The following is a 24,904-nucleotide window of genomic DNA, read 5'->3' on the forward strand; positions in this document are numbered from 1 at the left end:
TTCCAAATCTTGTTGTAAAGTGGAATGCATGATCCATGGCGATGGCGGCCGATGACGATTGGGACGAGGACGGCCGGGCAGGCGGTGGCGGGGGACTACGAGGCATTGCGCGCGGCCATAGCGCAGCGGCACGCGGCCCTGCCCGGGCGCCTGCAGCAGGTGGCCGAATTCGTCCTCGACCACCCGACCGACGTGGCCCTGGCGACGGTGGCGGAGGTGGCCGAGCGCACCGGCGTGCAGCCGTCCGCCATCGTGCGGTTCGCGCGCGCGCTCGGCTTCAACGGCTTCACCGAGATGCAGCAGGTCTTCCGCTCGCGCCTCGTGGCGGGGGTGGCGCCCAGCTACAAGGCGCGCCTGGCGCGGATGAAGCGCGACGAGAAGAGCATCCTAGGCCGCCGGCCGCTGGCCGTGCTGGGCCGCTTCGTCGCCGATGGCCATTCGGCGCTCGATTCGCTGGCCCAGTCGGTGACGGAACGCGACCTGGATGCGGCCGTGGCCCTGCTGGCGCCGGCGCGCGACATCTACCTGCTGGGCCTGGGTGGATCGTATCCGGTGGCCGCCCACCTGGCCTATGTCCTGCGCAAGCTGGGCCGCCGCGTCGTCCTGCTGGACGGCATCGGCGGCGGCATCGGCGAGCAGTCGCACGCCGCCACGGCCGAGGACGCGCTGGTCGCCATCAGCTTCCGCAGCTACTACCCGGACACGGTGCGGCTGTTCCCGGAACTGGTCGCCCGCGGCGTGCCGGCCATCGCCATCACCGACAGCCTGCTGAGCCCGATCGCGACGGGCGCCCGCCTCGTGTTCGAACTCCAGGACATGCCCGAGGCCGCGATGCGCACGCTGGCCGCACCGCTATGCCTGGTGCAGGCGCTGGCGATCGGGCTGGACCTGGCGGCGGATTGAGGGACCAGGCCGACGCCTAGAACAGCCCCACCACGTTGCCGTCGGCGTCGAGCCCGATGCTTTCCGAGGCCGGCACGCGGGGCAAGCCCGGCATCGTCATGATGTCGCCGCACAGCGCCACGACGAAGCCGGCGCCGGCCAGCAAGCGCAGCTCGCGCACCGGGATGGTGTGGCCGGACGGCGCGCCCTTGGCGTCGGGATCGGTCGAGAAGCTGTACTGCGTCTTGGCCATGCAGACCGGCAGGTTGCCGTGGCCGCTCTTCTCCAGCTCCTGGGCGCGGGCGACGACCTTGGCCTCGGGTGCGATGCCGGCCGCGCCATAGAGGGTGGTGGCGATGGTGCGGATCTTGTCCATCAGCGGCAGGGCGTCGGGATAGAGCGGGCGGAACTTGGCCTCGCCCGATTCGGCCAGCGTCACGACGGCGCGCGCCAGGTCCTCGGCGCCCGCCCCACCATTGGCCCAGTGGGAACAGTCGAAGGCCTCGACGCCCATCTTGCGGCAGCCGGCGATGATGGCGTCCCGCTCGGCCGGGGTGTCGGTGCCGAAGCGGTTGATGGCGACCACCGGCGGCACGCCGAAGCGGCGGACGTTCTCGATATGCCGGGCGAGGTTGGCGAAGCCGGCCTCGACCGCGCCCACATTCTCGCGGGCGAGGTCCGCCTTGGCGACGCCGCCATGCATCTTCAGCGCCCGCACGGTGGCGACGATGACGGCGGCCGACGGCGACAGGCCGGCCTTGCGGCACTTGATGTCGAAGAACTTCTCGGCCCCCAGGTCGGCGCCGAAGCCGGCCTCGGTCACGACATAGTCGGCCAGGCCCAGCGCCGTCGTCGTCGCCAGGACCGAGTTGCAGCCATGGGCGATGTTGGCGAACGGGCCGCCATGGACGAAGGCCGGGTTGTTCTCGATCGTCTGCACCAGGTTGGGCGCCAGCGCGTCCTTCAGCAGCACGGTCATGGCGCCGTCGGCCTTCAGGTCGCCGGCCGTGATCGGCGCGCGGTCGCGGGTGGCGGCGACGACGATGCGGGCCAGGCGCTCGCGCAGGTCGTCCAGGTTGCGGGCCAGGCAGAAGATCGCCATCACCTCGGATGCCACGGTGATGTCGAACCCGTCCTCGCGCGGGTGCCCGTTGGCGACCCCGCCCAGCCCGACGATGATCTGCCGCAAGGCCCGGTCGTTCATGTCGAGCGCGCGCCGCCAGGTCACCCGCCGGCCGTCGATGCCGAGCCCATTGCCCCAATAGACATGGTTGTCGATGAGGGCGGCCAGCAGGTTGTGGGCGGCACCGATGGCGTGGAAGTCGCCGGTGAAGTGCAGGTTGATATCCTCCATCGGCACCACCTGCGCATGGCCGCCGCCGGCCGCTCCGCCCTTCATGCCGAAGGAGGGACCGAGGCTGGGCTCGCGCAGGCAGATGGCGGCCTTCTTGCCGATGCGGTTCAGCGCGTCGCCCAGGCCGACCGTGGTGGTGGTCTTGCCCTCGCCGGCCGGCGTCGGGTTGATCGCCGTCACCAGGATCAGCTTGCCCTGGGGCTTCTTCGCCTGCTCGCCGGCCCAGGCGAGGTCGATCTTGGCCTTGTGCGGGCCATAGCGGAACAGGGCTTCCGCCGGCACGCCCAGGCGGGCGCCGATCTCCTCGATCGGCTTCAGGGTGGCGGCGCGAGCGATCTCGATGTCGGTCTTCATGGGGTGGCCTCGGCAAGGGTCGGGGCGGCGAGGATCGGGGCATAGACGGCACGGTCGACATTGCCGCCGGAAAGGATGAGGGCGACCCGCTTGCCCGCCATGCGCTGGCGCTCCTGCAGCAGGGCCGCGAGTGGGGCGGCACCCGCCCCCTCGGCGACGTTGTGGGTGTCGGTGAAGTAGTGGCGCATGGCGGCCGCGATCTCGCCGTCGTCGACGGTGACGACGCGGTCGGCGCCCTTGGCGATGATGGCGACGGCCTCGTCGACCGGCACCCGGCAGGCCATGCCGTCGGCCATCGTGTCGGCGCTGTTGGTGGACACGGCCCGGCCGGCCTTGAAGGAGAGCGCATAGGCGGGCGCCCCGGCGGCGACCACGCCCACCACCTTCGTGGCCAGCCCCAACGCGTCGCGCGCGGCGATCGTGCCGCAGATGCCCGAGCCCAGGCCGATCGGCACATAGACCGTGTCGATGTCGGCCACGGCCGCGAACAGCTCCAGGGCGTAGGTACCGACGCCCGCCACGAGGTCGTCCTGGAACGAGCGCACCATGTGCAGGCCGCGCCCGGTGGCGCTGGCGACCGCATGTTCATAGGCCGCCTGGAAGTCGTGGCCATGCTCGACCAGCTCGGCGCCGAGCGCCCGCATGGCCGCGTTCTTCTCCACGCTGTTGCCGTGCGGCACGACGACCGTGGCCTTCAGCCCGACGGCGGCCGCGGCCAGCGCGATGCTCTGCCCGTGGTTGCCGCGCGTGGCGGTGATGACGCCGACGAGGCCCGGGTTGTCGCGCTTGAGGTTGGCCATGTGGACGATGCCGCCGCGCACCTTGAAGGCGCCGACCGGCGTGTGGTTCTCGTGCTTCACCCACACTTCGGCGCCCGCCCGGGCCGACAGCAATGGCCAGTGCACCTGCGGCGTTGCGGGGAAGACCGCGTGCACCGTCTCTGCGGCCTGCCGCAGGGCGGCCAGATCGGGAAGGGGCATGGCGCCGGGCCTCGCTCGTGCCGCCCTCGCAGGCGGGTGGTGGGGAGGCGGACCCTAGCGGGCGCCTCCCCACCCCGGCAAGGGGCGGCTGCTAGTAGCCTTCGCCGATCAGCGGGAAGGCGCTCAGCGCATGGGCCGGCGCCACCGGATGGGCGCGCGACAGGTGGCTGCGCGACAGCTCGCCCAGGTTGCGCGCACCCAGCAGGGCGAGTGCGATGGTGATTTCCTCGTGCAGCAGTTCCAGCACGCGCACCAGCCCTTCCTCGCCGGCGGCTGCCATGCCCAGGCCCGTCATGCGGCCGCAGCCGACGCAGTCGGCCCCCAGCGCGATCGCCTTGACGATGTCCGTGCCGCGATAGAACCCGCCATCGACGATGACGGTGGCGCGGCCCGCGACGGCCTCCACCACTTCCTCCAGCACCTCCATCGAGCCGCGGCCCTGGTCGAGCTGGCGGCCGCCATGGTTGGAGACGTAGATGCCGTTGACGCCGAGCGCCACGGCCGCCGCGGCATCCTCGCCGGTGCCGATGCCCTTCAGGATCAAGGGGATGGAATGCTTGTCCTTGAAGCGCTTCACGTTGTCCCAGTTGTAGGCGGCCTGCCAGTCCATGCCGGTCGCGGCCTGGCGCCACGGCTTCACGAAGCGGTTGGCGAGGTCGCGCTCGCGCCTGGAATAGTGGGCGGTGTCGACCGTGACGGCGAAGGCGAAGTAGCCCTGGTCGATGGCGCGCTTCACATAGTCGTCCTCGAAGGCGTTGTCGCCGCGGACATAGAGCTGGAAGATGCGCGGCGCGTCCGGCCCGGCGGCGGCGACCGCCTCCAGCCCCGGGTTGCAGACCGAGCTCAGCATCAGGGGCGCGTTGGCGCGGCCTGCTGCCTTGGCTGCCGTCGCCCCGCCGCCCGCCTCGAAGGACTCGAGCGAGCCGATCGGCGCCATCATCACCGGCATCGCGATCTTGCGCCCGAACAGGGTCGTGCTGGTGTCGATCGCCGTCACGTCGCGCAGCACGCGCGGGCGGAAGGCCCAGTTGTCGATCGCCTGGCGGTTGCGGCGGAACGTCGTCTCCGTCTCGGTCGCGCCCATCAGATAATCCCAGCGGCCCTTGTCCAGGCGCTCGCGCGCGGCCTTGACGATCTCGTGCAGGGTCAGGAATTCCTCGGCTGCGTCAGCCATGGCGGGGTCTCCGGGTCTGTCGGTGGGGATCGTGGGGAATGCCGGGGTCGAGCCTAGCACCGCCGGGGGCGCTGGCGAACGGAACAATGCATCATCCGCGCGGATGCGGCACTGGAGGCCCGCCTGCCCTACAATTTCTCGGCTGCCACGAACAGCACCAGCGGCGCAAAGGCCCGCTGCAGCCGCAGCCCTCCCATGGCGGCGGCCATGGCCTCGGTCGGCCGCGGCTCGGCGATGGCGCGGATGCGGAATCCGGCGCCCGCCACGGCGTTGACGTAGTTTTCCAGCCGAAGCTGGAAGCGCGGCACCTCCATGTGCTGCGGCCTGCTGCCGTCGCGGTTGGGCGTCGACAGGTGCTCGGCATGGGGACGCTCGTCCCAGTAGTCGGTGACGAGGACGCCGCGGACCTCGCCCTTGCCGTTCCGGGCCCAGCCGGCGCCGTGCCGCCAGAAGGCCGGGTGCAGGACGCTGAAATGCAGCGTGCCGCCGGGCCGCAGGATGCGATGGGCGGCGCGCATGGCGGCGGGCAGGTCCGGCCCGTCCATCAGCGCCATCATCGAGACGGCATGGTCGAAGGCGCCGTCGGCGAATTGGGAAAGGTCGGTGAAGGAATCGAGGCGGTAGTCGATGCCGAGCGGCTCGGCCGCCTCGCGCGCGCGGGCGGCCTCGATCATGCGTCGCGCCAGGTCGATGCCGGTCATGCGTGCGCCCATGCGCGCCAGGAGGCGGGTCGTCCGCCCCTCGCCGCAGCCGAGGTCGATGACGGGGCCACGGCCGAGCGGCGCCAGGAACTGCACGAAGGCCGGCTCGATGAACAGGCTGCGCATCCGGTCCTGGTCGCCGCCGGCATAGGCGATCCATGCGGCCGACTGGTCGTTCCAGGCGGCGGCGACGTCGGCCTCGGACAGCGTGTTCATGCGGGCACCCCTCGACGAATGCCATTATCGCCCGGCCGGGCGGATTGCGAGGGCAATCTTGACAGGACCCCGGAAACCCCCGAAAACCCGGCCTTCGCTGGCGTCCGGGGCGTAGCTCAGCCTGGTAGAGTGCTTGCTTTGGGAGCAAGATGCCCAGCAACAAAAAAACAATTAAATTCAAGGTGTTAGCGACGCCACCGGCATCGCTAACACCTTTTGTGTGTCAGTCGTTGAGTAGAGCTATTCCAAGGTGGCCAGCCAGTCGACCGTCTGCTTACCTCCCCACCGACTGCCGTTGACGCGGTACAATCCAAACGTAAATCCTGTAGAACTCAGTTCGTATATCTGAATAGAGAAGACGTCATCTTTATTTCCCTGAATTGAAGTAAATACTTGTGGCGTAGAGGGAAAAGGTCTTGGGAAATTGATTCGCTCTCGGTAGATATTGTCCGCGGAGCCGAACGTTGTTGTGCCACGCTGCACCAGTTTGGTCAGTCGTTCTTCTCGGATTAGTCGTGTCGAGAGGGAAGAAATTTGGAGATTAAGATTCTTAATTTGACCCGCAATTTTTTGCGCGTCTCGGACGGGCAATTTTTCACTTTGTGGCCAGCGAATATTATATGGGGTCACGGTTGTGTTTATTGAAACGTCTGCGCCCTCAAACAATATTTCGCCTGGCTTTATTGGGGCTCTAGCGCATCTAATCGTAAATGCCCGATCAAAATTAATTTTCCCGAGTGGCTTGTTGTCTGCAATATTCCGATCTCCCAAATCTGATCCAGTGCACTTGACGTGAGCATCGGTGGAAACGCTAGTTATCGTAGTATTGAATGCAGGGTCCTTTTCTAGTTGAACAACTAGATTGGTTTCGCTCATGGATTGGCGCACAATGCGGAGTCCTTTGCTCTCAATCTCCATGCATTGATTCAGAGATTGCAATTTATCGTTACTGACTATGGATGATTGAGTAATGCTGACGTCCATTGTGGCCAGATATTTTGACGTTATATTGCAGAACGATTCAACCCTTTCCTGATTGGTAGAGCCAGTCATAGTTAAGGATGGAATTTTGGCCGCAGCGAGAGCGGCCGTCGCGATACTATTTGCTGTGCCGATGCCAATATTTACTGCCTGTTGGCTAACGGATGCGTCTTGTTTGCACAGATAGCCGTAGGCCGATGAGATTGATTGGGAGCTGTCCATTGACCGGAACTCATCTCGTACTGCGGCCAAATGAACGTCCCTGCAGACGCTTGCTAACGAATTTGACGACACGCACAGCATGACGCCAAGAAGCGCTACGACATATCGCACGAGATCCTCCACCATTGCGGAAGCCAATGATGATGTCGATGCGGCCTGTGTCAACGCCGAATAGTCGCGGCAACGGCCGGTACGTCAGACGTAGTGGAGCAGATCTATCGCTTTCTCACTGCGGCTCGACGCTTGAGCCCATCCGAGATCCCCTCGACGGCGTTTAACGCGCTGCGCACGTCCTCGACCTGGGCGCGGAGATAGCGGGTCGTCGTCTTGATGTCCGCGTGGCCGAGCAGGCGCTGCACGACCTTCAGGTTGCCGGATGCCTTCAGGGTCCGGGTGGCGGTGGTGTGGCGCAGGTCGTGGAAGCGGAAGTCGTGGATCTTCGCCGCCGTCAGCGCGTCCGCCCAGACCTTGCGCCAGCCGTTCTTCGAGAAGGGCCGCCGCTCGCCCTTCGGGGTGCGGCGGCCGGCGTAGCGGTCCCAGCGGCCGCGGGCCGTCGCGTAGGTAAAGACATGGGTCGGGTGGCGCTTCCGCTCGGCCGAGAGGATGGCAAGTGCGGTGCGCACTAGCGGCACGATGTGGACCTTGCCGCCGGGCTTCCGGCTCTTGGTCCGCAACCGCAGGACCTGCTCTTCCCAGTCGACCTTGTCCCAGGTCAGGCCGATGACGTTGCCGAGGCGCTGGCCGGTCAGCAGGGCGAAGCGGACCATTGGCCGGTAGTCGGGCCGCAGGGCGGCCAGCAGGCGCTTTTCCTCGGCCGCCGACAGGGTGCGCTCGGTCTCGTCGGGCTCCTCCAGCAGCAGCTGGCCCCAGTCCGGCATCGCCACCTTGACCTTCGACACGGTCTCGGCGCGGCGCAGCACCCGGCGGAGTAGCTCGGTCTCGCGGTTGACGGAAGCCGGCGCCACCTGACCACGTCGGCGGGCAATGTAGGCGGAGATGTCGCGGGTCTCGAGGCGATCGAGACGGGTGGTCCGGTCGAGGCCGCGCAGGATGTACTGGGTGAGGTAGCGGGTGGTCTCGGCCGAGGCCTGGCGGTGCGCCACCTCCAGCCAGTAGACGCCGAAGGCCTCGTCCAGCGTCATTGTCCGCTGGCGCTCGACCTTCTCGCCGGCGAGCGCCTTGGCGCGGATGGTGGCGGCTAGCCGTTCGGCTTCGGCTTCGTCGTCCGTGCCAAGGCTGTCGCGAAATCGACGACCGTCGATCGTGAAGTTGCAGTACCAGTGCGGCGAGCCCGGCCTCTGCTTGATGATCCGTGCTCGTCTGGCCATAGCCGCCTCTCATCCCGGTAGTGCCCGCGCACGTCGCCCCACCGGTACTTTGGGCGCTTGTTCGGCACGACGTAGGGGATTTTTCCCGCCTTGATGGCGGCACGCAAGTGCCGTTCGGCGACGCCGATCGCGGCGGCCGCCTCCGCCAGCGACAGCAGCGCGTCGTCGTGCAGCTCGTCCGGGTGGCGGCGGGCGGTTGTCATGCGGCGGCCGATGCCGCCTCGGGCGGCGCGTCGAAGATGCCGAGCTGGCCGCGGCAGGGGCGGAAGGGCAGGGCCGCGACATCTGTCAGGACGAAGCCCCAGGGGCCGAAGAACCAGGGGTCGTCCGCGCGCTGGTTGACGCAGGCGATCAGGCGGGCCTGGCCGACGATGCCACCGCGGGCGATCGTCTTCGGCCCGGGCAGCGCGATGCCGGGGAAGGTCTCCGCCACCCACTCGTACCCGTCCTGGTCGACCCGTAGGCCGGCGTGGATCAGCAGCGGGCCGCGGTAGCCGGTGTACCAGCTGCGGTTCTCGACGCGCTTGTGGCCGTGGCTGATCAGCCACGCCCAGGGTTGCTGGATGGAAAGGGCCTTCATGCGTTCACCCATGGAGAGGCGGGACGCGGCATCGAAAACGTCCGTTCCCGCGTTGGCATTTGGACCGAGGTGTCGGCACGAGCGCGCTGGCCGACTGTCCAACTTGAGAGGTGACGATGCTGGAGTTTCCCCCTGATCTGGCCCCTGCTCCCAGCGAGGACCCGCCCGGCGTGACTTTCAGGGCGACTGACGACGGGCGGTCGATTACCTGCCTCATCTCTGAGGACGCACTGCAACAGGTGTTCGGCGCCATGGGGGACCTGCTCGCCACTTACCGCGAGAATGAAGCGCGGATCCAAGCGGCTGCGGCCGACAAGATCGACGCCGGCCGGTGGATGAACACGGACCGTATCAATCTTGATTCTGGTGACTTCAACGACGACGGGCCGATCGTACTGCCGGTCTGAGTAGCTCGGCCTTCGGCCGACCCACTCCGACCTGAGCAAGGCGTCGGTCACGATGCCTCCTTTTCGGCCGCCGCCGGCCAAGTTGTCGATGACGAGCTCGTGGGGGTGGGGCATCGCGACGGCCGCAGCGCTGGATTGGCAGCTAGGGCTGCCCGCAGGGGTGCCATCGCCTCGCCGTAGCCCCACAGGTCGCCGTCGCAGATGTAGGCTGGCCAGGGCCCGAAGTAGCGCGGATTAATCTGCACGCCCTCGCGGATGTAGCCCGCCAGGGCCTCGACGACGGCGCGGAGGGTGCCGCCCTCGGAAAAGTTATGCCAGCCTTCCCGCTGCGTGACGTGGACGTTCCGCCCTGTCTCGCGGTCGACCAGGATCAGGCGACCGCCGGTATCGAAGTCGAACCGGCTGACGCGCTGGTGCTCTTCGCTCCAGAAGAACCGGCGACCGACCTTGGCGATCTCTTCGATCACGGCGTTGGCATGGGCCGCGCGCTCGGTCCTGGTGTAGTCGGCGGCCATCATCGCCCCACCCCCGCCGCCCGGCGGCAGTCGCGCGCGTTGAAATCGACGATCTCCGGGTGCTCGAACCACCAGCGGACGATGCGGCCCAGCGTCTCCGGGTCGCGCGGCACGTCGTCGACGAGGTGCGTCAGCAGGCGGCTGCCGACGCGCAGCGTCGCCTGGTGGCCGCCGTCGTCGCGCACCTCGACGACGAGGTCGACGGGGATGGTGGTCGTGACTGGCACGAAGGGTGGGGACGGCCTGGCGGCCGCCCCCTTTCCTGCTGGAGCGGCGGCCATCAGGCTGCCTTCTCCGGCAGGCCCTTGTAGAGCGGCAGGCCGGTCTGCGACTGGGCGCGGCCGCAGGCCTCGGTGACGGCATCGGCCAGCACGACGTCGGCGCGGTAGAGCTGGTAGAGCCAGGAGATCGAGCCGCCGACGACGCGGTAGCGCAGGCGCACGCCCACCCGGTAGAGGGCGCCGCCGCGGAACACCGGCACCCCGATCAAGAAGAGGTTCGGCACCTTCAGCGGCGCGCCCGCGTCGTCGCGGTGGTCGCTCTCGTAGGCGATCTGCGCTTCGCCAGTCGACAGGTTCACCGCCGACTTGACCCGTGCGTTCTCCACCACCTTCAGCCCGCGCGACAGCTCCAGCAGGCGCTGGGCCGAGGCGAAGGTGCCGCCGAGCAGCCGGCCCAGCTGCGTCACCCGGTCGGCGTCGGCGCTCTCGTCCGTGAAGACCGGCGGCGGCGGCACGTCGCCGATCCGGTCCTCCAGGAACTCGGCGAACTCCGCCTGGTTCATCTTCTCCTCGTCCTTCTCGGCCCAGGCCTTCCACTCGTCGGACAGGGGGAAGGGATAGACGGCGCCGTGCCGCCCGAATCGCGCCGCGCCCTCCGGCCCGGCCTGGTGGTAGTCGAAGACCGCCGTCAGGCCAGGCGCCTCGGGCGTGGTGTCGGCGAACAGCGCCGAGCCGTCGTCGCGAAAGCGCAGGGTCAATGCGATAAAGCTGTCGAGGTCCTGCAGCGTCGCCTGGCCCGCCCGCCGCTCGGGCGCGCCGCGCCACTCGTCGACGAACGGCTTGGTGCTTTTCAGCTCCAGGCCTCTGGGCACGACCACGACCTGTGCCGTCTCGGTGCTGCCGTTCTGCAGGCCCAGCGGGTAGGCGTGGACGTGATCCTTGGCAAAGGCGAGTGCGGCCTGCACGTCGCCGGCATGGTTGGGTTCGGCCATCCTGGTGGTCTTCTCCTGGGGTTGGGCGGGTGGTCAGACGGACCGGACTTCCCGCCGGTCGTCGATGCTGCGCAGCGGCAGCTCCTGTTGCCGCGGGTTGCGGCGCGACAGGTGGTTTTCGGGCGTCGTCCAGAAGACGGACTTGGCCCGCTCGGACTTCGGCAGCTTGATCTTGTATTCGGCCCGCACTTCCAGCAGGCCGTTGTCCAGCTTGAAGCCGATGGTCAGCGCCAGCGTGGCCGACGGCTTGCCCCCGCGGTCGCGGACGTGGTTCTCGAGCGCAGCTACGATCTCGACCAGCTGGTCGGACAGGTCCTGGTGGAGTTCGCCATCCTCGGCGGTGCCGATGAACTGCGCGAAGGTGTGGATGTGGTCTTGGCTCATGCTGCCTCCGGGGGCGTGGGGTCGGTGCCGTGCCAGGGGCCGGCGCAGGGGTGGAGGTCGACGCGGAGCGCGGCGACGGTCGCCGGCGCCAGGCCGTCGGCATCGAAGGCGACTTGCAGCGCCATCCAGCATCCGCCCGTCACCGTGCCGTACTGGCCGGTCGGCAGGTGCTGCACGCGGTCGCCGCGGGCCAGCGGGGCCAGGCGCTCCACTTGGTCGCGGCGCACCGTCAGGTCGCTGCCATCGTCGCTGAGGGTGACGACCAGCCCGCCGCCGGCCAGGCGCCGGGCGATGGTGGCGGCGACGGGCCGCATGCCCGGCCGGCGCAGCCGCACGCGGTCGCCGATGCCGATCGAGGCGTCGGCTGCGGCCGGCGGCAGGCCGCGGGCCGCGCGCGCGACCGCGAGCGACACGACGGGGCCGAGGGTGAGGAGGCCGGCGGTCACCACGGGATCTCGCTGTCTTCCCCGGCCTCGCGGAGGGTGGCAGAGACCAGCGACTGGATTGCCAGCGCGAGGCCGCCGGCCGACTGACCTGCGCCGGTCACCGCCGTCCGCAGTTCCCGCCGCAGGCGGCGGTTCTCTTCGAGCATCCGACCGAGGCGGACTTCGAGGTCGTGCACACGGCTGTGCAGGGCCGCGTTGTCGCGCTTCAGCCGGGTGTCGGCGGTCGTGGGCTCGGCGCCCTCGGCGTCGGCGGGTGGCGGGGCGGGCCGTCGCTTGCTCATGACATCACCATCTGGGTCAGGTGGAGGAGGAGGGCGCGGCCGACCGTCACCCCGGCGGCCCAGGCCGCCGTCAGGGCCAGCACCAGGCGCAGGCGCCAGGCGTGGCGGGCGAGCGTGGCTGCCGCCCGGGTGGCCAGCCGCCGGGCGATCGCGCGCCAGTCGGGCCGGTCGAGCGGCCGGGTCCGGTCGGCGCGGGGGCCGGGTGCGGGTGGCCAGCCGGCGAGGCTGGCGGGGTCGAGGGCAACCATCAGGCGGCGTCCATCATCCGCCGGGCCGGCACGCGGATGCGCGGGCGGGACCGGGCGGCGATCTCGATCGGCGCCGCCGCATCCAGCAGGCGGGCGGCCATCGCGCAGGCGGCCTCGCGGCAGCGGTCGAGCTGCTCGCGCGTCCAGCCCAGGCCGATCAGGTAGGCGTCGGTCACGCAGTCGTCGTGATCGGCATACAGGGCGGCGATGTCGCGGGCGAGCGTGCCGACCTCGTCCTCGCCGCCCCGCAGCGGCGGCGGTGCCGGCGCCGGGCTGGCGGCCGCGGCACCACCGTGCCGGCGGTGCCAGTCGGCCTCGGCCAGCAGGGCGGCCTCGTAGTCCGCCTGGGGGATGTGGCCGTCGCGGGAGAGGTGCAGCTCCTCCAGCGGCGACAGGGTGAGGGGGGCGATCTGCATTATTCCGCACTCCACGCTGGACAGTTAAACCCGGATAGGTTGAATTGCGGGCGCGCACGACGGGTGCGGGCCGCAGGGGAGGGACCGATGGGCAAGCTGATGCTGGTGGTGGGCGGGATCGCGCTGGTGGCCCTGATGGCCGGCGCGCGCGAGCCGCAGGACGTGCGCCCCGCCCTGGCACCGCAGTTCGCGGCGATGGATGCGCGGGCCGAATGCGTCGGCCGCGGCGTCGCCTACTACCGGGCGATCGGCTCGTACCCCCGGCTCAGCGGTGGCGCCGATGCCGCGTCGACCGCCTACGATCTGTGCCAGCGGTCGCCGCTGGCGTTCTGAATTCTCGGACAAGGCGCTCGCTCCGCAGGCCGTGTGCGGAACGATGTACTAAACTTCCGCACAAACAGCAACGGAATTTCCGCACACCCCGCCCGTTGCGCGTGCTGGCCGCGAAATGGCAAGGTTTCTCGCCATTTCGTGGGGTCGGGATGCGGGCGTTCGGGGTGATCTTCGCGGTGGGGTGCCTCGCCTTCGGCCTCTTCGTCGCCACGCAATGGACGTTCGTGTCGATCCAGCCGATCGGCGCGCTGCCCGAGGGGGCGACGTTGGTGGTCTGGCGGCGGGGAAAGATGCAGTTGTTCGACGGGCCGGACGCGCTGTGCCAGCGCAAGATGGGCGGCGTCAGCCTGCTGTGCCGCGGCATGGCCCTGGCGGCCTTCGTGGGGCCTGACAAGCCGATCGCCCGGCTGCCCTACATCGATTTCGTCTACAGCCTGTCGACGGGCGGCGCTCGGTTCGAGCGGTAGCGGCGATGGAACTGCTGCTCATCTGGCTGGTCATGGGCGCGATCGTCGCCATGATCGCCTCGTCCAAGGGGCGCAGTGCCGGCGCCTGGTTTTTCTACGGCGTCCTCGTCTGGCCGATCGCGCTGGTTCACATCCTGCTCACGCCGCGTCCGACGGCGGTGGCCGACGAGCGGGTGATGGCGACCGGCGATCATCGCCGCTGCCCGTACTGCGCCGAATTGGTGCGCAAGGAAGCGATCGTCTGCCGCCATTGCGGGCGCGACATCGGCCCGAACGAGGGCGCGGCGCCCGCCCGGGTCGATGATCCGCCGCTCCCGCTTCAGGTCGGCTCGCGCGTCTCCAGCCAGCGGTTCGGTGCCGGCACGGTGCGAGAGATTGCGCCACTCGGCATCACCGTCGAATTCGACAAGGCGGGCCCCCAGATGCTGCCGCGCGGCGCCCTGCGGCTGATCGTCGAGGGCTAGCGCCCCCGGCCGACCGGGGTCACTTCCACTTCCACAGGCCGATCACGCGACCCTGCAGATGGGCCTCGCCGATGGCGCGCTCGTAGCTGTCGTAGCGCGTGTTGTCGGAGCTGATGCGCACCGTCGGCGGCTCGCTGAAGGCGATGTGCTGCACCCGCTTGAGCGCCAGGCCCAGGCCGTCGAACACCACGAACACCCCGGGTGGCGTCGGCACCGTGTCGCTGGTGTCGACCAGTACCTTGGTGCCGGGCGGAAACTCCGGCTCCATCGAATCGCCGAAGACGCTGATGATGCGAAGCGCGCCCATGGGCGCGGTCGTCTGCGCCTGCAGCATCGGCGCCGGCAGCTGCCACAGGCGCGAGCCGGGATCGTCGATCATCGCCTCGCTCAACTGCACACCGCCCGCGCCGGCGCGGATATCGAGTTCGGGAACCCCGGCTAACCCCTCGGGCACCTCGGGCTGCGGACGCCGCCGCTTGCGTGCCCGCTCCTCCGCGCCATCCGGCGTGACCAGGCCGGACAGCGCCATGACCTCGTCGTTGGTGATCGGCGGCTCGCCGAGGCCCGCGAGGAGCTCGGCCATCGGCTTGGTCAGTTCGGCCGGCAGGTAGGGCCGCTTGTAGTCGTTTTCGTAGAACGCGTACCCGCTGGGGCTCTTGCCGAGCTCGCGGGCGACATCGCGGACGGTGAGGCCGGCCCGCTCGCGCAGGGCTTTCAGGGCCAGTGCGGACTCGGATTGTTTTGCCATGCGGCGGATTGTGCGGAATTCCCGCACGCTGTCAGTGCGGAAATTCCGTTGCTGGTTGTGCGGAAGTTCGGTACAAGGGCACATGGCTGCCGTTCAAACCATCATCGACCGCTTCGGCGGGGTCCGCAAAATGGCCCGGGCGCTCGACCTCGGGGCCAGCACGATCCAGGGCTGGAAGCAGACCGGCTTCGTGCCGTCGCCGCGCATTCCCCAGATCATCGCGGCCGGCCGCGCCCAGGGCATCGACCTCGCCCCGGCCGACTTCTTCGACCCGGAGGCGGCGGCCCCAACCTCGGAGGCCGCGTGATGTCGTCGTCCGATCATGGCGGCATTCTGCCGCCGCACCGCTCGCCTGTCCGTTGCGAACCGCAGGCAAATTTCGCGGCGGAGATCGCCGCCCGGCGGCAGGCGCTGCTGGCCGAGACCGGCCGCATCATCCACGAGGGCCGGACCCCGCGCCCCGTCGACCCGCTGGTCGAGCGGCTGCGCGCGATCGGCCGGGGGCAGGGATGACCAAGCTCCGCCCCGCGGGCTCGCTGAAGCAGGCCGTGATGCAGCTCATCGGCGGGCTGGGCGCGGATGCGCCGGGCGTCGCCGGCAAGTCGCTGCGCCGGCTGCACGAGTGGTCGGACCCGGACGTGGCCGACCACCCGCCGGTCGATGTCTGCCTGGCGCTCGACCGGGCGATGCGGGCGCAGGGCCTCGGCACGCCGATGCTGGATGCCTACCGGCTGCTGGTTGGCATGCCGCCGGGCGGCGGCCTGATGGAGGCGATGGACGCGCTGCTGGTGCAGCTGCTGATCGAGACCGGCGAGCTGGCGGCCGAGCATCGCGCGGCCGAGGCGGACGGCGTCGTCTGCCGCGTCGACCGCGCCCGCATCCTCGACCAGCTGGCCGACGTGCGGGCCAAGCTCGACCGCATCGCGCTGGCCTTGGCGGAGCCGGGCCAGTGACCAACCATTCCCAAACGCCGTCGGCCGAGCCGCTGCGCGCAGCCCCCCGTGCGCGGCGGCTTCCTCCCGGCCACGGCGCGCGCGCCGGAGGGGCATCGCCCCTAGTCCGAGCAAGCCGCTCCGGCGCGCATCTCTACCTGACGACGATCCGAGACACCGCTGCGCAGATCGCGGCGGCACGAGGTGGAGTGACTGGTGCGCACCCCGTCGACCACGAAAACGGGAAACGGTGCGCAGGCTACGGCTGCCTGCCGGCTGCGATGCCGGCGCGAAAGAGGCCGGGGGCGGTGCGAGCCCGCCCAGAGGATCGCTGGCAGGCCGATGCGATCCCCAGCCGGTGGAAGGCCGGCCGCCCACGCTCGGGCGTTTCCTCCCCAGCCTCGCGGCCGGCGCCGGGTAGCGCCGGCACCGGCCGCGCCTTTTCTGGAGGTGGCCGGTGATCTGGATTCCGACCAGCAGCGGCCGGCGCTTCTGCCTGTCCGAGCCGTGTGCGGCCGACATCGAGCCGGAGGACATCGCCCACGCCCTGGCGATGATCTGCCGCTGGGGCGGGCATGTTCGGGACTTCTATTCCGTGGCCGAGCATTCGGTGCTGGTGGCGACCGCGGTCGAAAACCGGTGGCCGAAGCGGCTGGATCTGCATCTGTGGGCGCTGCTGCACGACGCGGCGGAAGCCTACGTCGGCGATGTCACGGCGCCGCTGGGCCGGCTGCTGCCCGATCATGCCGCCGTGGAGCGGGCCGTGTTCGCGGCGGTCGCCGAACGCTTCTGCCTGCCGCCGGTGCTGCCGGCGGAAGTGCGGGTCGTGGATGCGGCCATCCTGATCGACGAGGCGCAGGCGCTGCTGCCGGCGCATGACGCCGACGCGCTGCTGCCGGTCGGGCTGCCGATCGGGTGCGAGATCGAGTGCTGGTCACCGAAGTGCGCCCGGACGACTTGGCTTGCCTTCTTTGAGCGCCTCCACACCGGCTACTCGGAGGCCGGCCGATGAACTGCACCGACCGCTACCTGGCCGACGCCGCCCGCGCGGCCGCGGCCCGCCGGCGCGACCGCCGGTTCGCCGCGATGGAGCGGGCCGGGCGGCGGGGTGCCGCGTGGCTCGCAGCGGTGGCCGTGCTGCTGGCCGGCCTGCGCCTGCTGGGGCTCGCCCGATGAGGCGCCAGGCGACGATGGCCGAGCTGGCCGCCTACTGGGCGGGGCGTCAGGCGCGCGGGCAGGGGTTGCCGGTGCTGCACTGTCCGGCGGCCGCCCATCGACAGATGGCCTGCTGGATCGAGGGCTGGTTGGCAGCCCACCACGTTTCCGCCGAGGCCGGGGAAATCAACGACTTGCGGTTGTTCCCCGTGCAACGCGACGGGGCGATCTGGCAGCCGGCCGAGTTCCTTTTCCTGGAGCCGGCGCGCCGCGACGGGCTGTCGTCAGCCGGCATCGGCCGCCTGCTCGGCCGCGGCGAGCGCTCGATCCGGGTGCAGGCCTGCCGGCTGAAACTGCCGGGCCACGACGATCGCCGGCGGAAGCACGCGGCATGACGGACGTCCTGTCCGGCAGCCAGAAGTGGGTGCGGGGCATCATCCCGGATGCCGTGAACCGCCCGCGCGACGACTTCTACCCGACGCCGCCATCGGCCACCGAGGCCTTGCTGGCGGTCGAGGACTTCTCGGGCCTGGTGTGGGAGCCGGCCTGCGGCGACGGGGCGATCACGCGCGTGCTGCAGGCGCGGGGGCTGGAGGTTGTCTCCAGCGACCTGATCGACCGCGGCTTCGGCCAGGTGGGTGTGGACTTCCTGCTCGACTACCGCACGCGGGCCGACTGCATCGTCACCAACCCGCCTTTCAAGCTGGCCGAACCCTTCATCCGCCACGCGCTGGGCCGCGTGCCCGGCAAGGTCGCGATGTTCCTGCGGTTGGCCTTCCTCGAAGGCATCGCCCGGCGCCGGCTGTTCCAGGGCACGCCGATCGCGCGCGTCTGGGTCTTCTCGTCTCGCGTGGCGCTCGCCCGGAACGGGGAGGCGATGGCCAACGGCGGAATGATCGCCTTTGCCTGGTTCGTCTGGGACCCGGCGCATGCCGGCCCGCCCGTCCTGGGCTGGCTGCCGTAGGTCCATCAAGGGGGGGCATCGCGATGCGAGTGGAACCGAGAGAGCGGCCGATTGTGGCCGAGCCCGATGTGCTGGAGCGGGACCCGGCGGTGCAGGCGCTCGTCGTGCGGCTCTACCGCGACGAGGGGATGTCCGTCACCTCGGTGGCGGAGCGGGCAGGGCTGATGCGCGGCAAGGCGACCCGGGTCGCCAACGACCGGGTGCGGCGCATACTGGTGGCGGCGGGCGTGCCGCTGCGCGCGGTCGAGGTGCCGCGCTACGACGCGGCGGTGGCCGACGCGGTGCCGCGCCAGCTGGCGCCATGGCCGGCCGAGGCGCGATTCGACCAGGAGGTCGCGGACCGCGAGGCCGGCGTCTACGGGCGCGTGGCGCCGGCCGCGACGCATGTCGATCGCGCGTCGTCGGCGGCGTGGGCGGCACTGTGACCGGCCTGGTGGACCTGGCCGCGCTGAAGGCGGCCGTGCCCCTCGACGGTCTGATCGGGCAGCGGGTGGCGCTCAAGCTGCGCCGCGCCGGGGAGTGGGTGGGCAAGTGCCCGTTCCACCAGGACAAGACGCCGTCCTTCAAGGTCGACGGCAAGGGCTTCTACAAGTGCTTCGGGTGCGACGCCAAGGGCGACCACCTGTCGTGGCTCCAGGCGATCGACGGGCTGGACTTCGCGGCCGCCGTGCGGGTGCTGGAGGAGATGGCGGGCGGGGCGGCACCCCGGATCGGTGCCTCTCGCCTGCCGCCGCCGCTGGCAGAACAGGCGGCCGAGCGGGTCGACGACGAGGCCAAGCGCCGGGCGATGGCGCTCGCCATCTGGCACCAGGCGGTGCCGGCGGCGGGCACCCCCGTCGTCGCCTACCTGGCGGCGCGCGGGATCACCCTGCCGCCGCCGGACACGCTGCGCTTCCATCCCGGGCTGTGGAGTGCCGACGCCGGTTGCAGCTTGCCGGCGATGGTGGCGGCGATGGCGGGGCCGGACCGGCGGATCAACGCCGTCCACCGCACGTTCCTGCGGCCCGATGGCAGCGGCAAGGCCGAGGTCGCCCGGCCCAAGATGATGCTGGGGCTGGCGGGCGGCTCGTCCATCCGCCTGGCGCCGATCGACCGGGAGACCGGCCTGCTGGGCGTGGCCGAGGGGATCGAGACGGCCCTCAGCGTGATGCAGCGGCCGGCCCTCGCGGGCCTGCCGGCGGGCATCCCGGTGTGGGCGGCGGGATCGCTGGGTGCCATCGCCGGCGCCGGCCTGCCGGGCGACCAGGGGCCGGCGCACCCGACCAAGCCCGGCGTCCGCCTGCCCTCGCACACGCCCGACCTCGGCCGGCCGGGCATCGTCCTGCCGCCCGAGGTGCGCCACGTCGTCATCCTCGCCGACGGCGACGGCGACCGGCCGTCCCAGGCCGCCCTGATCGAGCGGGCGATCCGCCGCTGGCAGCGCGGCGGGCGGCGGGTGACGGCGGTGTGGCCGGATGCCGGCGGGGACTTCAACGACATGCTGGGGAGGGATCCGTGAACCTGCGCATCCTGAAGAAACTGTCGAGGCGCGCGGCCCCGCTGCTGCCCCATCTCACCGATCACCGGCAGCAGTTCCGGGCCGAGCGCGGGGAGAACTACACCGGCCTGCTGATCACGGCGCGCAAACACTTCGAGCGCACGCGATCCGTGCACGCTGAGGTCTGGCGCCAGAGAGAGTTCAAGACGCCGGCGCGGGATGGCAACGGCTGGATTTTTCACGCGCCACCCGACCACCCCCGAAAGGGGACGATCATGGTGGGCGCCATGAGCGGCGGAGAAGAGTCCGAGTGGTCGGAGGAAACGGCTTGGGAAGCGCTCCGTGAGATCGTGTTCTGGCACTACTGCGAATGGGATCCGGGCACCGATAATCTCGTTCCTCTACGCTGCCTGCGAAGCCCCTCAGACATCTTCCGCGCGGCTGACGAGATGCTCGTGGCTGGCGAAGTCAGCCGACTAGAATGGCTGGCGTCCCGCTCGCCGGCCACCTGACCCATGTCCAGCGCTGGTCTGATGCCCGACGCCCGGCCGGCCGTCGGGACGCCCCCACCAACCCCGGCCGATGACCCGGCGCTGGATTGGCTGCTGGGCGGCCTGCCGCGCAACGACATGGGAAATGCCGAGAGGGCCATCGGCCGATTCGGGCGGGACCTGATCTTCTGCCCCGAGATGGGGTGGCTCGCCTGGATCGGCACGCACTGGTCGCTGGAGCGCGGGACGCAACTGGCGAACCTGATCGTGCAGCGCACGGCCGAGCTCATCAATGCCGAGCTGGCAGCCCGGCAGGACCCGACGCGCTACCCGGCGGACGATACCGTGTGGCCGGCGAAAGAGCAGGGTGCGCATCTCGCCTGGGCGGTGGCGACGGGGGACGTGCGACGGCTCAACGGCATGCTGCGGGTGATGGAGCATCGGCTGACGATCGCGCCCAGGGCGCTCGATGCCGACGCCTGGATCCTGCCCGTCGCCAACGGCACGCTCGAGCTGCGGTCGACCGCGGCTTCGGCCGATGGCGGCATCGCCTTTCGCGAGCACCGGCGCGACGACCTGACGACGCGGTCCGCCCCCGTCGCCTACGACCGGGAGGCGACCTGCCCCAAGACGATGGCGTGGCTGCAGCACATGCAGCCCGACCCGGAGATCCGCCTCTTCATGCAGCGGGCGGCGGGCTACGCCTTGACCGGCACCACGGGCGAGCAGTGCGCCTTCCTCTTCCTGGGCGAGGGGGCCAACGGCAAGTCGACCTTCGTCAACCTCATCCGCGGGGTGCTGGGCGACTATGCCGGCACGCTGCCGGTCGAGACGCTGCTGGAAGATGAACGCGGCCGCAGCGGCAGCCAAGCGGCGCCCGAGCTGTCGCGCCTGACCGGCGTGCGCGTGGTGTTCGCGGCCGAGCCCGAGAAGAAACGGCGGCTGTCGACGTCGGCCATCAAGAGCATGGCCTCGGGCGAGCCGATGCTCGTGCGCGAGCTGAACAAGCCGTTCTTCGAGCTCGACGTGCAATTCAAGGTGATCATGTCCTTCAACCGGCGGCCGCAGGTGCCGACCGAGGACGAGGGCATGTGGCGGCGCCTGCGCCTGGTGCCCTGGCCCGTCATCATCCCCAAGGACGATCGCATCCCGGACCTCCATCTCCGCCTGCTGCGGGAGGAGGCGCCGGGCATCCTCAACTGGATGCTGGATGGGCTGCGGGTCTGGAAGGAGACGGGCCTGGCGGCACCCGAGGCAGTGCTGGCGGCCACCGACAGCTATCGCCAGGACCAGGACCCGATCGGCGAGTTCCTGGGCGATGTCACCATGGCGATGCCGTCCGCCTCGGTGACCGCGGCCGACCTCTACCGCGCCTATCAGCGCTGGTGCACCCGCAACGCCCAAGAGCCGCTGCACATGCGCACCTTCGGCCGCACGCTGGGCGATCGCGGCATCGTGCGGGGCAAGAGCTCCATCATCATCTACCGCGGCATCACGCTGCGGGCGGAATGGCAGCCGCCCTATGACGACTGATCGCCGGGGCCGGGCCCTCCCCCGCGCCCCCTCCGGGCCGTAGGCCGCTCCCGTTTCCTCCCGTTCCTCCCGCGCCACTCCCCAACCAAGTCATTGATATTGCGACGAGGCGGGAGGAACGGGAGCAAGGGCGGAACCTCCCTACACATGAGGGGGGAGGGCGCGCGTAGCCCCTTCATCTGTCTTTCTTACTCCCGTTCCTCCCAAAAAGGAGAAAAGCAGTGCAAGTTGAAAGGGTTAGGGCACGGGAGGAAGCGAAAGCGGTTCGTCCCGTTGGTCCCGTTGGTCCCGCGGCCGGTGTCCGGCGGGTGGGCGACGTCGAGGCGGTGCTGGCCTGGGCCTACCAGGAACAGCGGGTGACGTGGGTCGAGGCGCGGGCAGGCGGCGTCGGCGGCGGCGGCGACCCGTACTCGGCCTGCCGGGTCGATGGCGGCGGGCGGGCGTCCTGCCAACTGCACCCGGACGCCGAGGCGATCCACGATGCCGTGCTGCGGCTGCCGGACTGGCGGATGCGACTGGTAATCGCCCATTCCAAGGCCGGCACCCGGCCGCAGGTCTATGCCGGCAACCGCCCGCGGTGCGAGCCGGTGATCGTCGGCCAGTTCCGCGACGGGCGGCCGAGGATTGAGATCGAGTACGACAAGCGGCGCCATCCCATCTGGTGCGCCGTGCGCTACCGCGGCTTCGACGAGGACTATGCCGGCGACCGCCGCGACTACCGCGAATGGCGCCTCGGCCTGATGGAGTTGCTGCCGGCGCTGGCCCGGCTCGCCACCTGGCGCGTCACCGGGCCAGCGGCGCCGGAACGCCCGTGGGGCTAAGTCACGAATGCGCTTGACTTTGCGAAGTCAAGCCGCGAAGGTGGGTAAGATTTCGCGCTACCTGCGGCCGGGGACCACCATCCCCGGCCGCACGCGCGTCCGGCCCACCCATCGCCGGCCCCGGCCGACCGATGCCGCCACCCCCCATCCGGGTCCTTTCCGCGCCCCGCGCAACACGGGTGCCGGAGCCGCGGGTTTGCGCCAGTGTCGGGCTGAATAGTTGGGTTAAGCCGGGGTTAGGAGGTTAAGCGATGCAGGTTAACCCCGCCGCGGCAGCGATGCCCCAGCCGGGGCCGCCGCGCATCGTCTCCAAGGCCGAGTACGCCCGCCACCGCGGCTGCTCGGCGCCCTACATCTCGAAGCTGATCCGCGACGAGAAGCTGACCCGTCCCGCACTCCTGCCCGACGGCCGCATCGACCGCGTGGTCGCCGACGCGCAGCTCCAGGCCCGGCGCGAGCGGGCGACCGACGAAGACCCGCTGCTCCAGCCGCCGCCCGCCGCCGTCCCGGCCGAGGATGCCGAGGCCGAGGGCGACGAAAGCCTTGTCGCCCTGCGCAAGGAAGTGGCCCGCGAACAGCGCCGCAAGCTCAAGCGCGAGAACGACGAGGCCGAGGGCCGCCTGGTCGACGCCGCCGCCGTCCGCCACCGCGAGGAAACCGCCGCCCGCATGACCCGGGACGCGCTCCGCCGCCTGCCGGCAAAGGTTTCCGGCCGCTTGGCGGTCGAGACGAACGAGACCGAGATCCGCGCCATCCTGCTGGTGGCGATCGACGAGCTGCTGGCGGACGCCGCCGACGCCCACGCCCACGAGGCCGCGGCGAACGACGAGGACGACGGGGGAGGGGACGATGCTGGCATCCGCTAAGTCCACCGTCCACGTCGCCTGGTCGCGCGGCCTGCGCCCGGACCCGATCGTCACCGTCGCCGAATGGGCCGAGCAGCACCGCCGCATTCCGGAGGAGACCTCGCCCATCCCCGGCCGCTGGCGCAACGCGACGACGCCCTACCTGGTCGAGCCGATGCGCCTGGCCTCGCCCAGCCACCCGGCCCGCCGCGTCACCCTGATCAAGTCCGCCCAGATCGGCGGTAGCGAGCTCATCACCAACTTCCTCGGCACCGTCATCGACACCGCCCCCGGCCCGACGCTGGTGGTGCATCCCACGGTCGAGGCCGGCAAGGACTGGACGGCCGAGAAGTTCGACGCCGCCATCCAGGCGACCCGCCGCCTGCGCGATCGCGTCGCCGACGGCAACAGCCGCGACAGCCGCGGCTCGACCATGAAGCGCAAGCGCTTCCCCGGCGGCTTCATCATCGTGACCGGGGCGAACAGCACACGGGCGCTCCGCCAGCGCTCCATCCGCTACGTCGTGAAGGACGATTGGTCGGACTGGCCGCAGGATGTCGACGGCCAGGGCGACCCGGACAAGATGGCCGACGCCCGCCAGATCGCCTACGAGGACACCGGCACGGCCAAGTCCGTGCAGGTCTCGACGCCCACCGTGAAGGGCGCCTGCCGCGTCACCAAGGCGTGGGAGGCCTCCGACCAGCGTCGCTACCTGGTGCCCTGCCCGCACTGCGGCTGGCGCCAGCACCTGCGCTTCCGCCCCGACACCGAGGGCCGCGGCGGCCTGCGCTTCGACCCCACGCCCCCCTTCCAGGCCCGCTACGCCTGCGAGGATTGCGGCTCGCTCATCGACCACCACGAGAAGCGCCAGATGCTGGCGAAGGGCGCCTGGCTCGCCACCAGCCCCGGCCCCGGCCGCCAGCCCGGCTTCGCCCTGAACGCCCTCTATTCGCCCTTCGTGTCGTGGGACAAGGTCGCCGAGGAGTTCGTGGCCGCCCGCGACGATCCCCACCTGCTGAAGACGTTCGTCAACTTGTGGCTGGGCGAAGCCTGGGAAGAAAAGGGCGACGCGCCGGAGTGGGAGGGGCTGAAGAAGCGGGCCGAGGACTACCCGATCGGCATCCTGCCGGTGGGCGCCGCCCTCGTCACCATCGGCATCGACGTGCAGAAGCGCGGCCTTTACTTCGAGGTGGTGGCCTGGGGGCCGGGCAAGACGAGCTGGTCGATCGACTTCGGCTACATCGAGGGCGACACCGACGAGGACCCCTCGACGGGCGCCGTCTGGGCAGCACTGGACGAGGTCTACCAGCGCACCTGGCCGACCGCCGGCGGCAACCGCATCGGCTGCGACATGCTGGCGATCGATGCCGGCTACGCCACCCAGCAGGTCTATTCCTGGGCCCGCGCCCGGCCGCGGGTCATGGCGGTGAAGGGCACCGACGGCTGGGACCGCGCCGTGCTCGGCCAAGCGACGCCGCAGATGGTGAACTACCGCGGCAAGAAGATCGCCAAGGGCGTCCTGCTGTGGCCCGTCTACACCTGGAACCTGAAGTCCGAATTCTACGCCCAGCTCCGCAAGCCCGGCCCGGCACCGGGTGCCGAGGAATGGCCGGCCGGCTACTGCCACTATTCGACCCTGCACCCGGACGGCTTCTTCCAGCAGCAGACCGCCGAAAGCCTGATCGAGCGCGAGGTGAAGGGCCGCCTGAAGCAGGAATGGAAGGTCTCAGGCGACAACCACTATCTCGACGCCCGCATCTACGCCATGGCCGCCTTCCACCGCGCGGCCCGCCGCCTCGGCGTCCTCTACAACGACCTGGCGGTGTGGGCCGCCCTGATCGAAATGCGCGGCAGCGTCCGCCCGCCCCAGGCCGAACTGCCGCTCGACGGTGCCGCCCCGGCCGGCGCCCCGCCGCGCGTCTCGGCCCCCGTCCCGGCGCGGCCGAGCCCGCGCCGCATCATCCAGTCCAGCTACGTCGGAGGGTAGGGGCC

Annotated in this window: 35 protein-coding genes; 19 read left to right on the forward strand and 16 right to left on the reverse strand. The window is 70.3% G+C overall.

Going from position 1 to position 24,904, the window contains the following annotated elements:
• The first annotated feature begins 51 nt into the window (after positions 1-51).
• Entirely contained in the window at positions 52-903 is an 852-nt protein-coding gene (locus STVA_RS04495; RefSeq protein WP_142235650.1) for a MurR/RpiR family transcriptional regulator, read from the forward strand.
• A 16-nt stretch (positions 904-919) separates the two neighbouring features.
• Here the strand turns inward: STVA_RS04495 and STVA_RS04500 are convergent, their stop codons facing one another.
• From STVA_RS04500 to STVA_RS04530, 7 genes are all read right to left on the reverse strand, one after another.
• Positions 920-2,590 carry a formate--tetrahydrofolate ligase gene (locus tag STVA_RS04500; RefSeq protein ID WP_123689767.1) on the reverse strand — a complete coding sequence of 557 codons (1,671 nt, stop codon included), beginning with the start codon at positions 2,588-2,590 and terminating at the stop codon, positions 920-922.
• Entirely contained in the window at positions 2,587-3,570 is a 984-nt protein-coding gene (locus tag STVA_RS04505) for a threonine dehydratase (protein WP_123689766.1), read from the reverse strand. The genes STVA_RS04500 and STVA_RS04505 overlap by 4 nt, the downstream gene beginning before the upstream one ends.
• Before the next feature lie 91 nt (positions 3,571-3,661).
• Positions 3,662-4,744 (reverse strand): alpha-hydroxy acid oxidase, encoded by a 1,083-nt coding sequence (locus STVA_RS04510; protein WP_123689765.1) that lies wholly within the window; start codon positions 4,742-4,744, stop codon positions 3,662-3,664.
• A 128-nt stretch (positions 4,745-4,872) separates the two neighbouring features.
• Positions 4,873-5,661, reverse strand: a complete 789-nt coding sequence (locus STVA_RS04515) for a class I SAM-dependent methyltransferase (RefSeq protein ID WP_123689764.1) — start codon at positions 5,659-5,661, stop codon at positions 4,873-4,875.
• Between the two features lie 240 nt (positions 5,662-5,901).
• The gene (locus tag STVA_RS04520) at positions 5,902-6,864 is read right to left on the reverse strand and encodes an H-type lectin domain-containing protein (protein ID WP_170216462.1); all 963 of its coding nucleotides are present in this window, start codon (positions 6,862-6,864) and stop codon (positions 5,902-5,904) included.
• A gap of 215 nt (positions 6,865-7,079) precedes the next feature.
• Entirely contained in the window at positions 7,080-8,192 is a 1,113-nt protein-coding gene (locus tag STVA_RS04525) for a tyrosine-type recombinase/integrase (protein ID WP_123689762.1), read from the reverse strand.
• A 199-nt stretch (positions 8,193-8,391) separates the two neighbouring features.
• The gene (locus STVA_RS04530) at positions 8,392-8,772 is read right to left on the reverse strand and encodes an ASCH domain-containing protein (RefSeq protein WP_123689761.1); all 381 of its coding nucleotides are present in this window, start codon (positions 8,770-8,772) and stop codon (positions 8,392-8,394) included.
• Positions 8,773-8,888: 116 nt separating this feature from the next.
• On the opposite strand from STVA_RS04530, the gene STVA_RS04535 reads away from it, so the two are divergent.
• On the forward strand, positions 8,889-9,179 hold the full coding sequence (locus tag STVA_RS04535) for a DUF1488 family protein (RefSeq protein WP_123689760.1): 291 nt from the start codon (positions 8,889-8,891) through the stop codon (positions 9,177-9,179).
• Positions 9,180-9,226: 47 nt separating this feature from the next.
• Here the strand turns inward: STVA_RS04535 and STVA_RS04540 are convergent, their stop codons facing one another.
• Genes STVA_RS04540 through STVA_RS04575 form a run of 8 tightly spaced genes read right to left on the reverse strand, consistent with a single transcriptional unit; the run spans position 9,227 to position 12,682 of the window.
• Positions 9,227-9,697, reverse strand: coding sequence for a hypothetical protein (locus STVA_RS04540; RefSeq protein ID WP_123689759.1), 471 nt, complete (start codon positions 9,695-9,697; stop codon positions 9,227-9,229).
• A complete protein-coding gene (locus STVA_RS04545; protein WP_142235651.1) occupies positions 9,694-9,975 on the reverse strand; it encodes a hypothetical protein in 282 nt (93 codons plus the stop codon). Before STVA_RS04545 ends, STVA_RS04540 begins: the two co-directional genes overlap by 4 nt.
• The gene (locus tag STVA_RS04550; RefSeq protein WP_123689757.1) at positions 9,975-10,907 is read right to left on the reverse strand and encodes a DUF2303 family protein; all 933 of its coding nucleotides are present in this window, start codon (positions 10,905-10,907) and stop codon (positions 9,975-9,977) included. Before STVA_RS04550 ends, STVA_RS04545 begins: the two co-directional genes overlap by 1 nt.
• A gap of 33 nt (positions 10,908-10,940) precedes the next feature.
• A complete protein-coding gene (locus STVA_RS04555) occupies positions 10,941-11,291 on the reverse strand; it encodes a hypothetical protein (RefSeq protein ID WP_123689756.1) in 351 nt (116 codons plus the stop codon).
• Positions 11,288-11,737 carry a hypothetical protein gene (locus STVA_RS04560; protein ID WP_142235652.1) on the reverse strand — a complete coding sequence of 150 codons (450 nt, stop codon included), beginning with the start codon at positions 11,735-11,737 and terminating at the stop codon, positions 11,288-11,290. Before STVA_RS04560 ends, STVA_RS04555 begins: the two co-directional genes overlap by 4 nt.
• The gene (locus STVA_RS04565; protein WP_123689754.1) at positions 11,734-12,018 is read right to left on the reverse strand and encodes a hypothetical protein; all 285 of its coding nucleotides are present in this window, start codon (positions 12,016-12,018) and stop codon (positions 11,734-11,736) included. Before STVA_RS04565 ends, STVA_RS04560 begins: the two co-directional genes overlap by 4 nt.
• A complete protein-coding gene (locus tag STVA_RS04570; RefSeq protein WP_123689753.1) occupies positions 12,015-12,266 on the reverse strand; it encodes a hypothetical protein in 252 nt (83 codons plus the stop codon). Before STVA_RS04570 ends, STVA_RS04565 begins: the two co-directional genes overlap by 4 nt.
• The gene (locus tag STVA_RS04575; RefSeq protein WP_123689752.1) at positions 12,266-12,682 is read right to left on the reverse strand and encodes a hypothetical protein; all 417 of its coding nucleotides are present in this window, start codon (positions 12,680-12,682) and stop codon (positions 12,266-12,268) included. Before STVA_RS04575 ends, STVA_RS04570 begins: the two co-directional genes overlap by 1 nt.
• 87 nt (positions 12,683-12,769) lie before the next feature.
• Here STVA_RS04575 and STVA_RS04580 point away from each other — a divergent pair, with 87 nt between their 5' ends.
• The 3 genes from STVA_RS04580 (at position 12,770) to STVA_RS04590 (ending at position 13,946) form a co-directional block, all read left to right on the forward strand.
• Positions 12,770-13,015, forward strand: a complete 246-nt coding sequence (locus STVA_RS04580; RefSeq protein ID WP_123689751.1) for a hypothetical protein — start codon at positions 12,770-12,772, stop codon at positions 13,013-13,015.
• A 149-nt stretch (positions 13,016-13,164) separates the two neighbouring features.
• Positions 13,165-13,482, forward strand: a complete 318-nt coding sequence (locus STVA_RS04585; RefSeq protein ID WP_123689750.1) for a hypothetical protein — start codon at positions 13,165-13,167, stop codon at positions 13,480-13,482.
• Positions 13,483-13,487: 5 nt separating this feature from the next.
• On the forward strand, positions 13,488-13,946 hold the full coding sequence (locus tag STVA_RS04590; RefSeq protein WP_123689749.1) for a zinc ribbon domain-containing protein: 459 nt from the start codon (positions 13,488-13,490) through the stop codon (positions 13,944-13,946).
• Between the two features lie 19 nt (positions 13,947-13,965).
• Here STVA_RS04590 and STVA_RS04595 read toward each other — a convergent pair whose 3' ends face one another.
• Positions 13,966-14,694 carry a LexA family transcriptional regulator gene (locus STVA_RS04595; protein ID WP_170216461.1) on the reverse strand — a complete coding sequence of 243 codons (729 nt, stop codon included), beginning with the start codon at positions 14,692-14,694 and terminating at the stop codon, positions 13,966-13,968.
• Between the two features lie 82 nt (positions 14,695-14,776).
• Between STVA_RS04595 and STVA_RS04600 the strand changes: the two genes are divergently transcribed.
• The 14 genes from STVA_RS04600 to STVA_RS04655 all read left to right on the forward strand — a co-directional run bounded on the left by STVA_RS04600 (position 14,777) and on the right by STVA_RS04655 (position 24,899).
• Entirely contained in the window at positions 14,777-15,001 is a 225-nt protein-coding gene (locus tag STVA_RS04600) for a carph-isopro domain-containing protein (RefSeq protein ID WP_123689747.1), read from the forward strand.
• The gene (locus STVA_RS04605; protein ID WP_123689746.1) at positions 15,001-15,207 is read left to right on the forward strand and encodes a hypothetical protein; all 207 of its coding nucleotides are present in this window, start codon (positions 15,001-15,003) and stop codon (positions 15,205-15,207) included. Before STVA_RS04600 ends, STVA_RS04605 begins: the two co-directional genes overlap by 1 nt.
• Positions 15,204-15,647 (forward strand): hypothetical protein, encoded by a 444-nt coding sequence (locus STVA_RS04610; protein ID WP_123689745.1) that lies wholly within the window; start codon positions 15,204-15,206, stop codon positions 15,645-15,647. Before STVA_RS04605 ends, STVA_RS04610 begins: the two co-directional genes overlap by 4 nt.
• A gap of 436 nt (positions 15,648-16,083) precedes the next feature.
• Positions 16,084-16,638: a phosphohydrolase gene (locus STVA_RS04615; protein ID WP_123689744.1), complete on the forward strand. Its 555-nt coding sequence runs from the start codon at positions 16,084-16,086 to the stop codon at positions 16,636-16,638.
• Positions 16,635-16,802 (forward strand): hypothetical protein, encoded by a 168-nt coding sequence (locus tag STVA_RS27520; protein ID WP_170216460.1) that lies wholly within the window; start codon positions 16,635-16,637, stop codon positions 16,800-16,802. The genes STVA_RS04615 and STVA_RS27520 overlap by 4 nt, the downstream gene beginning before the upstream one ends.
• A 14-nt stretch (positions 16,803-16,816) precedes the next feature.
• Positions 16,817-17,176 (forward strand): hypothetical protein, encoded by a 360-nt coding sequence (locus STVA_RS04620; protein ID WP_142235653.1) that lies wholly within the window; start codon positions 16,817-16,819, stop codon positions 17,174-17,176.
• Positions 17,173-17,745 carry a hypothetical protein gene (locus tag STVA_RS04625; RefSeq protein WP_123689742.1) on the forward strand — a complete coding sequence of 191 codons (573 nt, stop codon included), beginning with the start codon at positions 17,173-17,175 and terminating at the stop codon, positions 17,743-17,745. Before STVA_RS04620 ends, STVA_RS04625 begins: the two co-directional genes overlap by 4 nt.
• A 53-nt stretch (positions 17,746-17,798) precedes the next feature.
• The gene (locus STVA_RS27525; protein WP_170216459.1) at positions 17,799-18,170 is read left to right on the forward strand and encodes a hypothetical protein; all 372 of its coding nucleotides are present in this window, start codon (positions 17,799-17,801) and stop codon (positions 18,168-18,170) included.
• Complete coding sequence (locus STVA_RS04630; protein WP_170216458.1) at positions 18,167-19,243, forward strand: DUF7146 domain-containing protein; 1,077 nt, start codon at positions 18,167-18,169, stop codon at positions 19,241-19,243. The genes STVA_RS27525 and STVA_RS04630 overlap by 4 nt, the downstream gene beginning before the upstream one ends.
• Positions 19,240-19,734 carry a hypothetical protein gene (locus tag STVA_RS04635; RefSeq protein WP_123689740.1) on the forward strand — a complete coding sequence of 165 codons (495 nt, stop codon included), beginning with the start codon at positions 19,240-19,242 and terminating at the stop codon, positions 19,732-19,734. The genes STVA_RS04630 and STVA_RS04635 overlap by 4 nt, the downstream gene beginning before the upstream one ends.
• A 3-nt stretch (positions 19,735-19,737) precedes the next feature.
• On the forward strand, positions 19,738-21,246 hold the full coding sequence (locus tag STVA_RS04640) for a DNA primase family protein (protein WP_123689739.1): 1,509 nt from the start codon (positions 19,738-19,740) through the stop codon (positions 21,244-21,246).
• A 308-nt stretch (positions 21,247-21,554) separates the two neighbouring features.
• Complete coding sequence (locus STVA_RS04645) at positions 21,555-22,067, forward strand: hypothetical protein (RefSeq protein ID WP_123689738.1); 513 nt, start codon at positions 21,555-21,557, stop codon at positions 22,065-22,067.
• Positions 22,068-22,318: 251 nt separating this feature from the next.
• Positions 22,319-22,933, forward strand: a complete 615-nt coding sequence (locus STVA_RS04650) for a hypothetical protein (RefSeq protein ID WP_142235654.1) — start codon at positions 22,319-22,321, stop codon at positions 22,931-22,933.
• Positions 22,917-24,899 carry a phage terminase large subunit family protein gene (locus tag STVA_RS04655; protein WP_123689736.1) on the forward strand — a complete coding sequence of 661 codons (1,983 nt, stop codon included), beginning with the start codon at positions 22,917-22,919 and terminating at the stop codon, positions 24,897-24,899. Before STVA_RS04650 ends, STVA_RS04655 begins: the two co-directional genes overlap by 17 nt.
• Positions 24,900-24,904 lie beyond the last annotated feature (5 nt).

This window comes from Stella humosa (assembly GCF_006738645.1).
Taxonomy (GTDB): domain Bacteria; phylum Pseudomonadota; class Alphaproteobacteria; order ATCC43930; family Allostellaceae; genus Allostella; species Allostella humosa.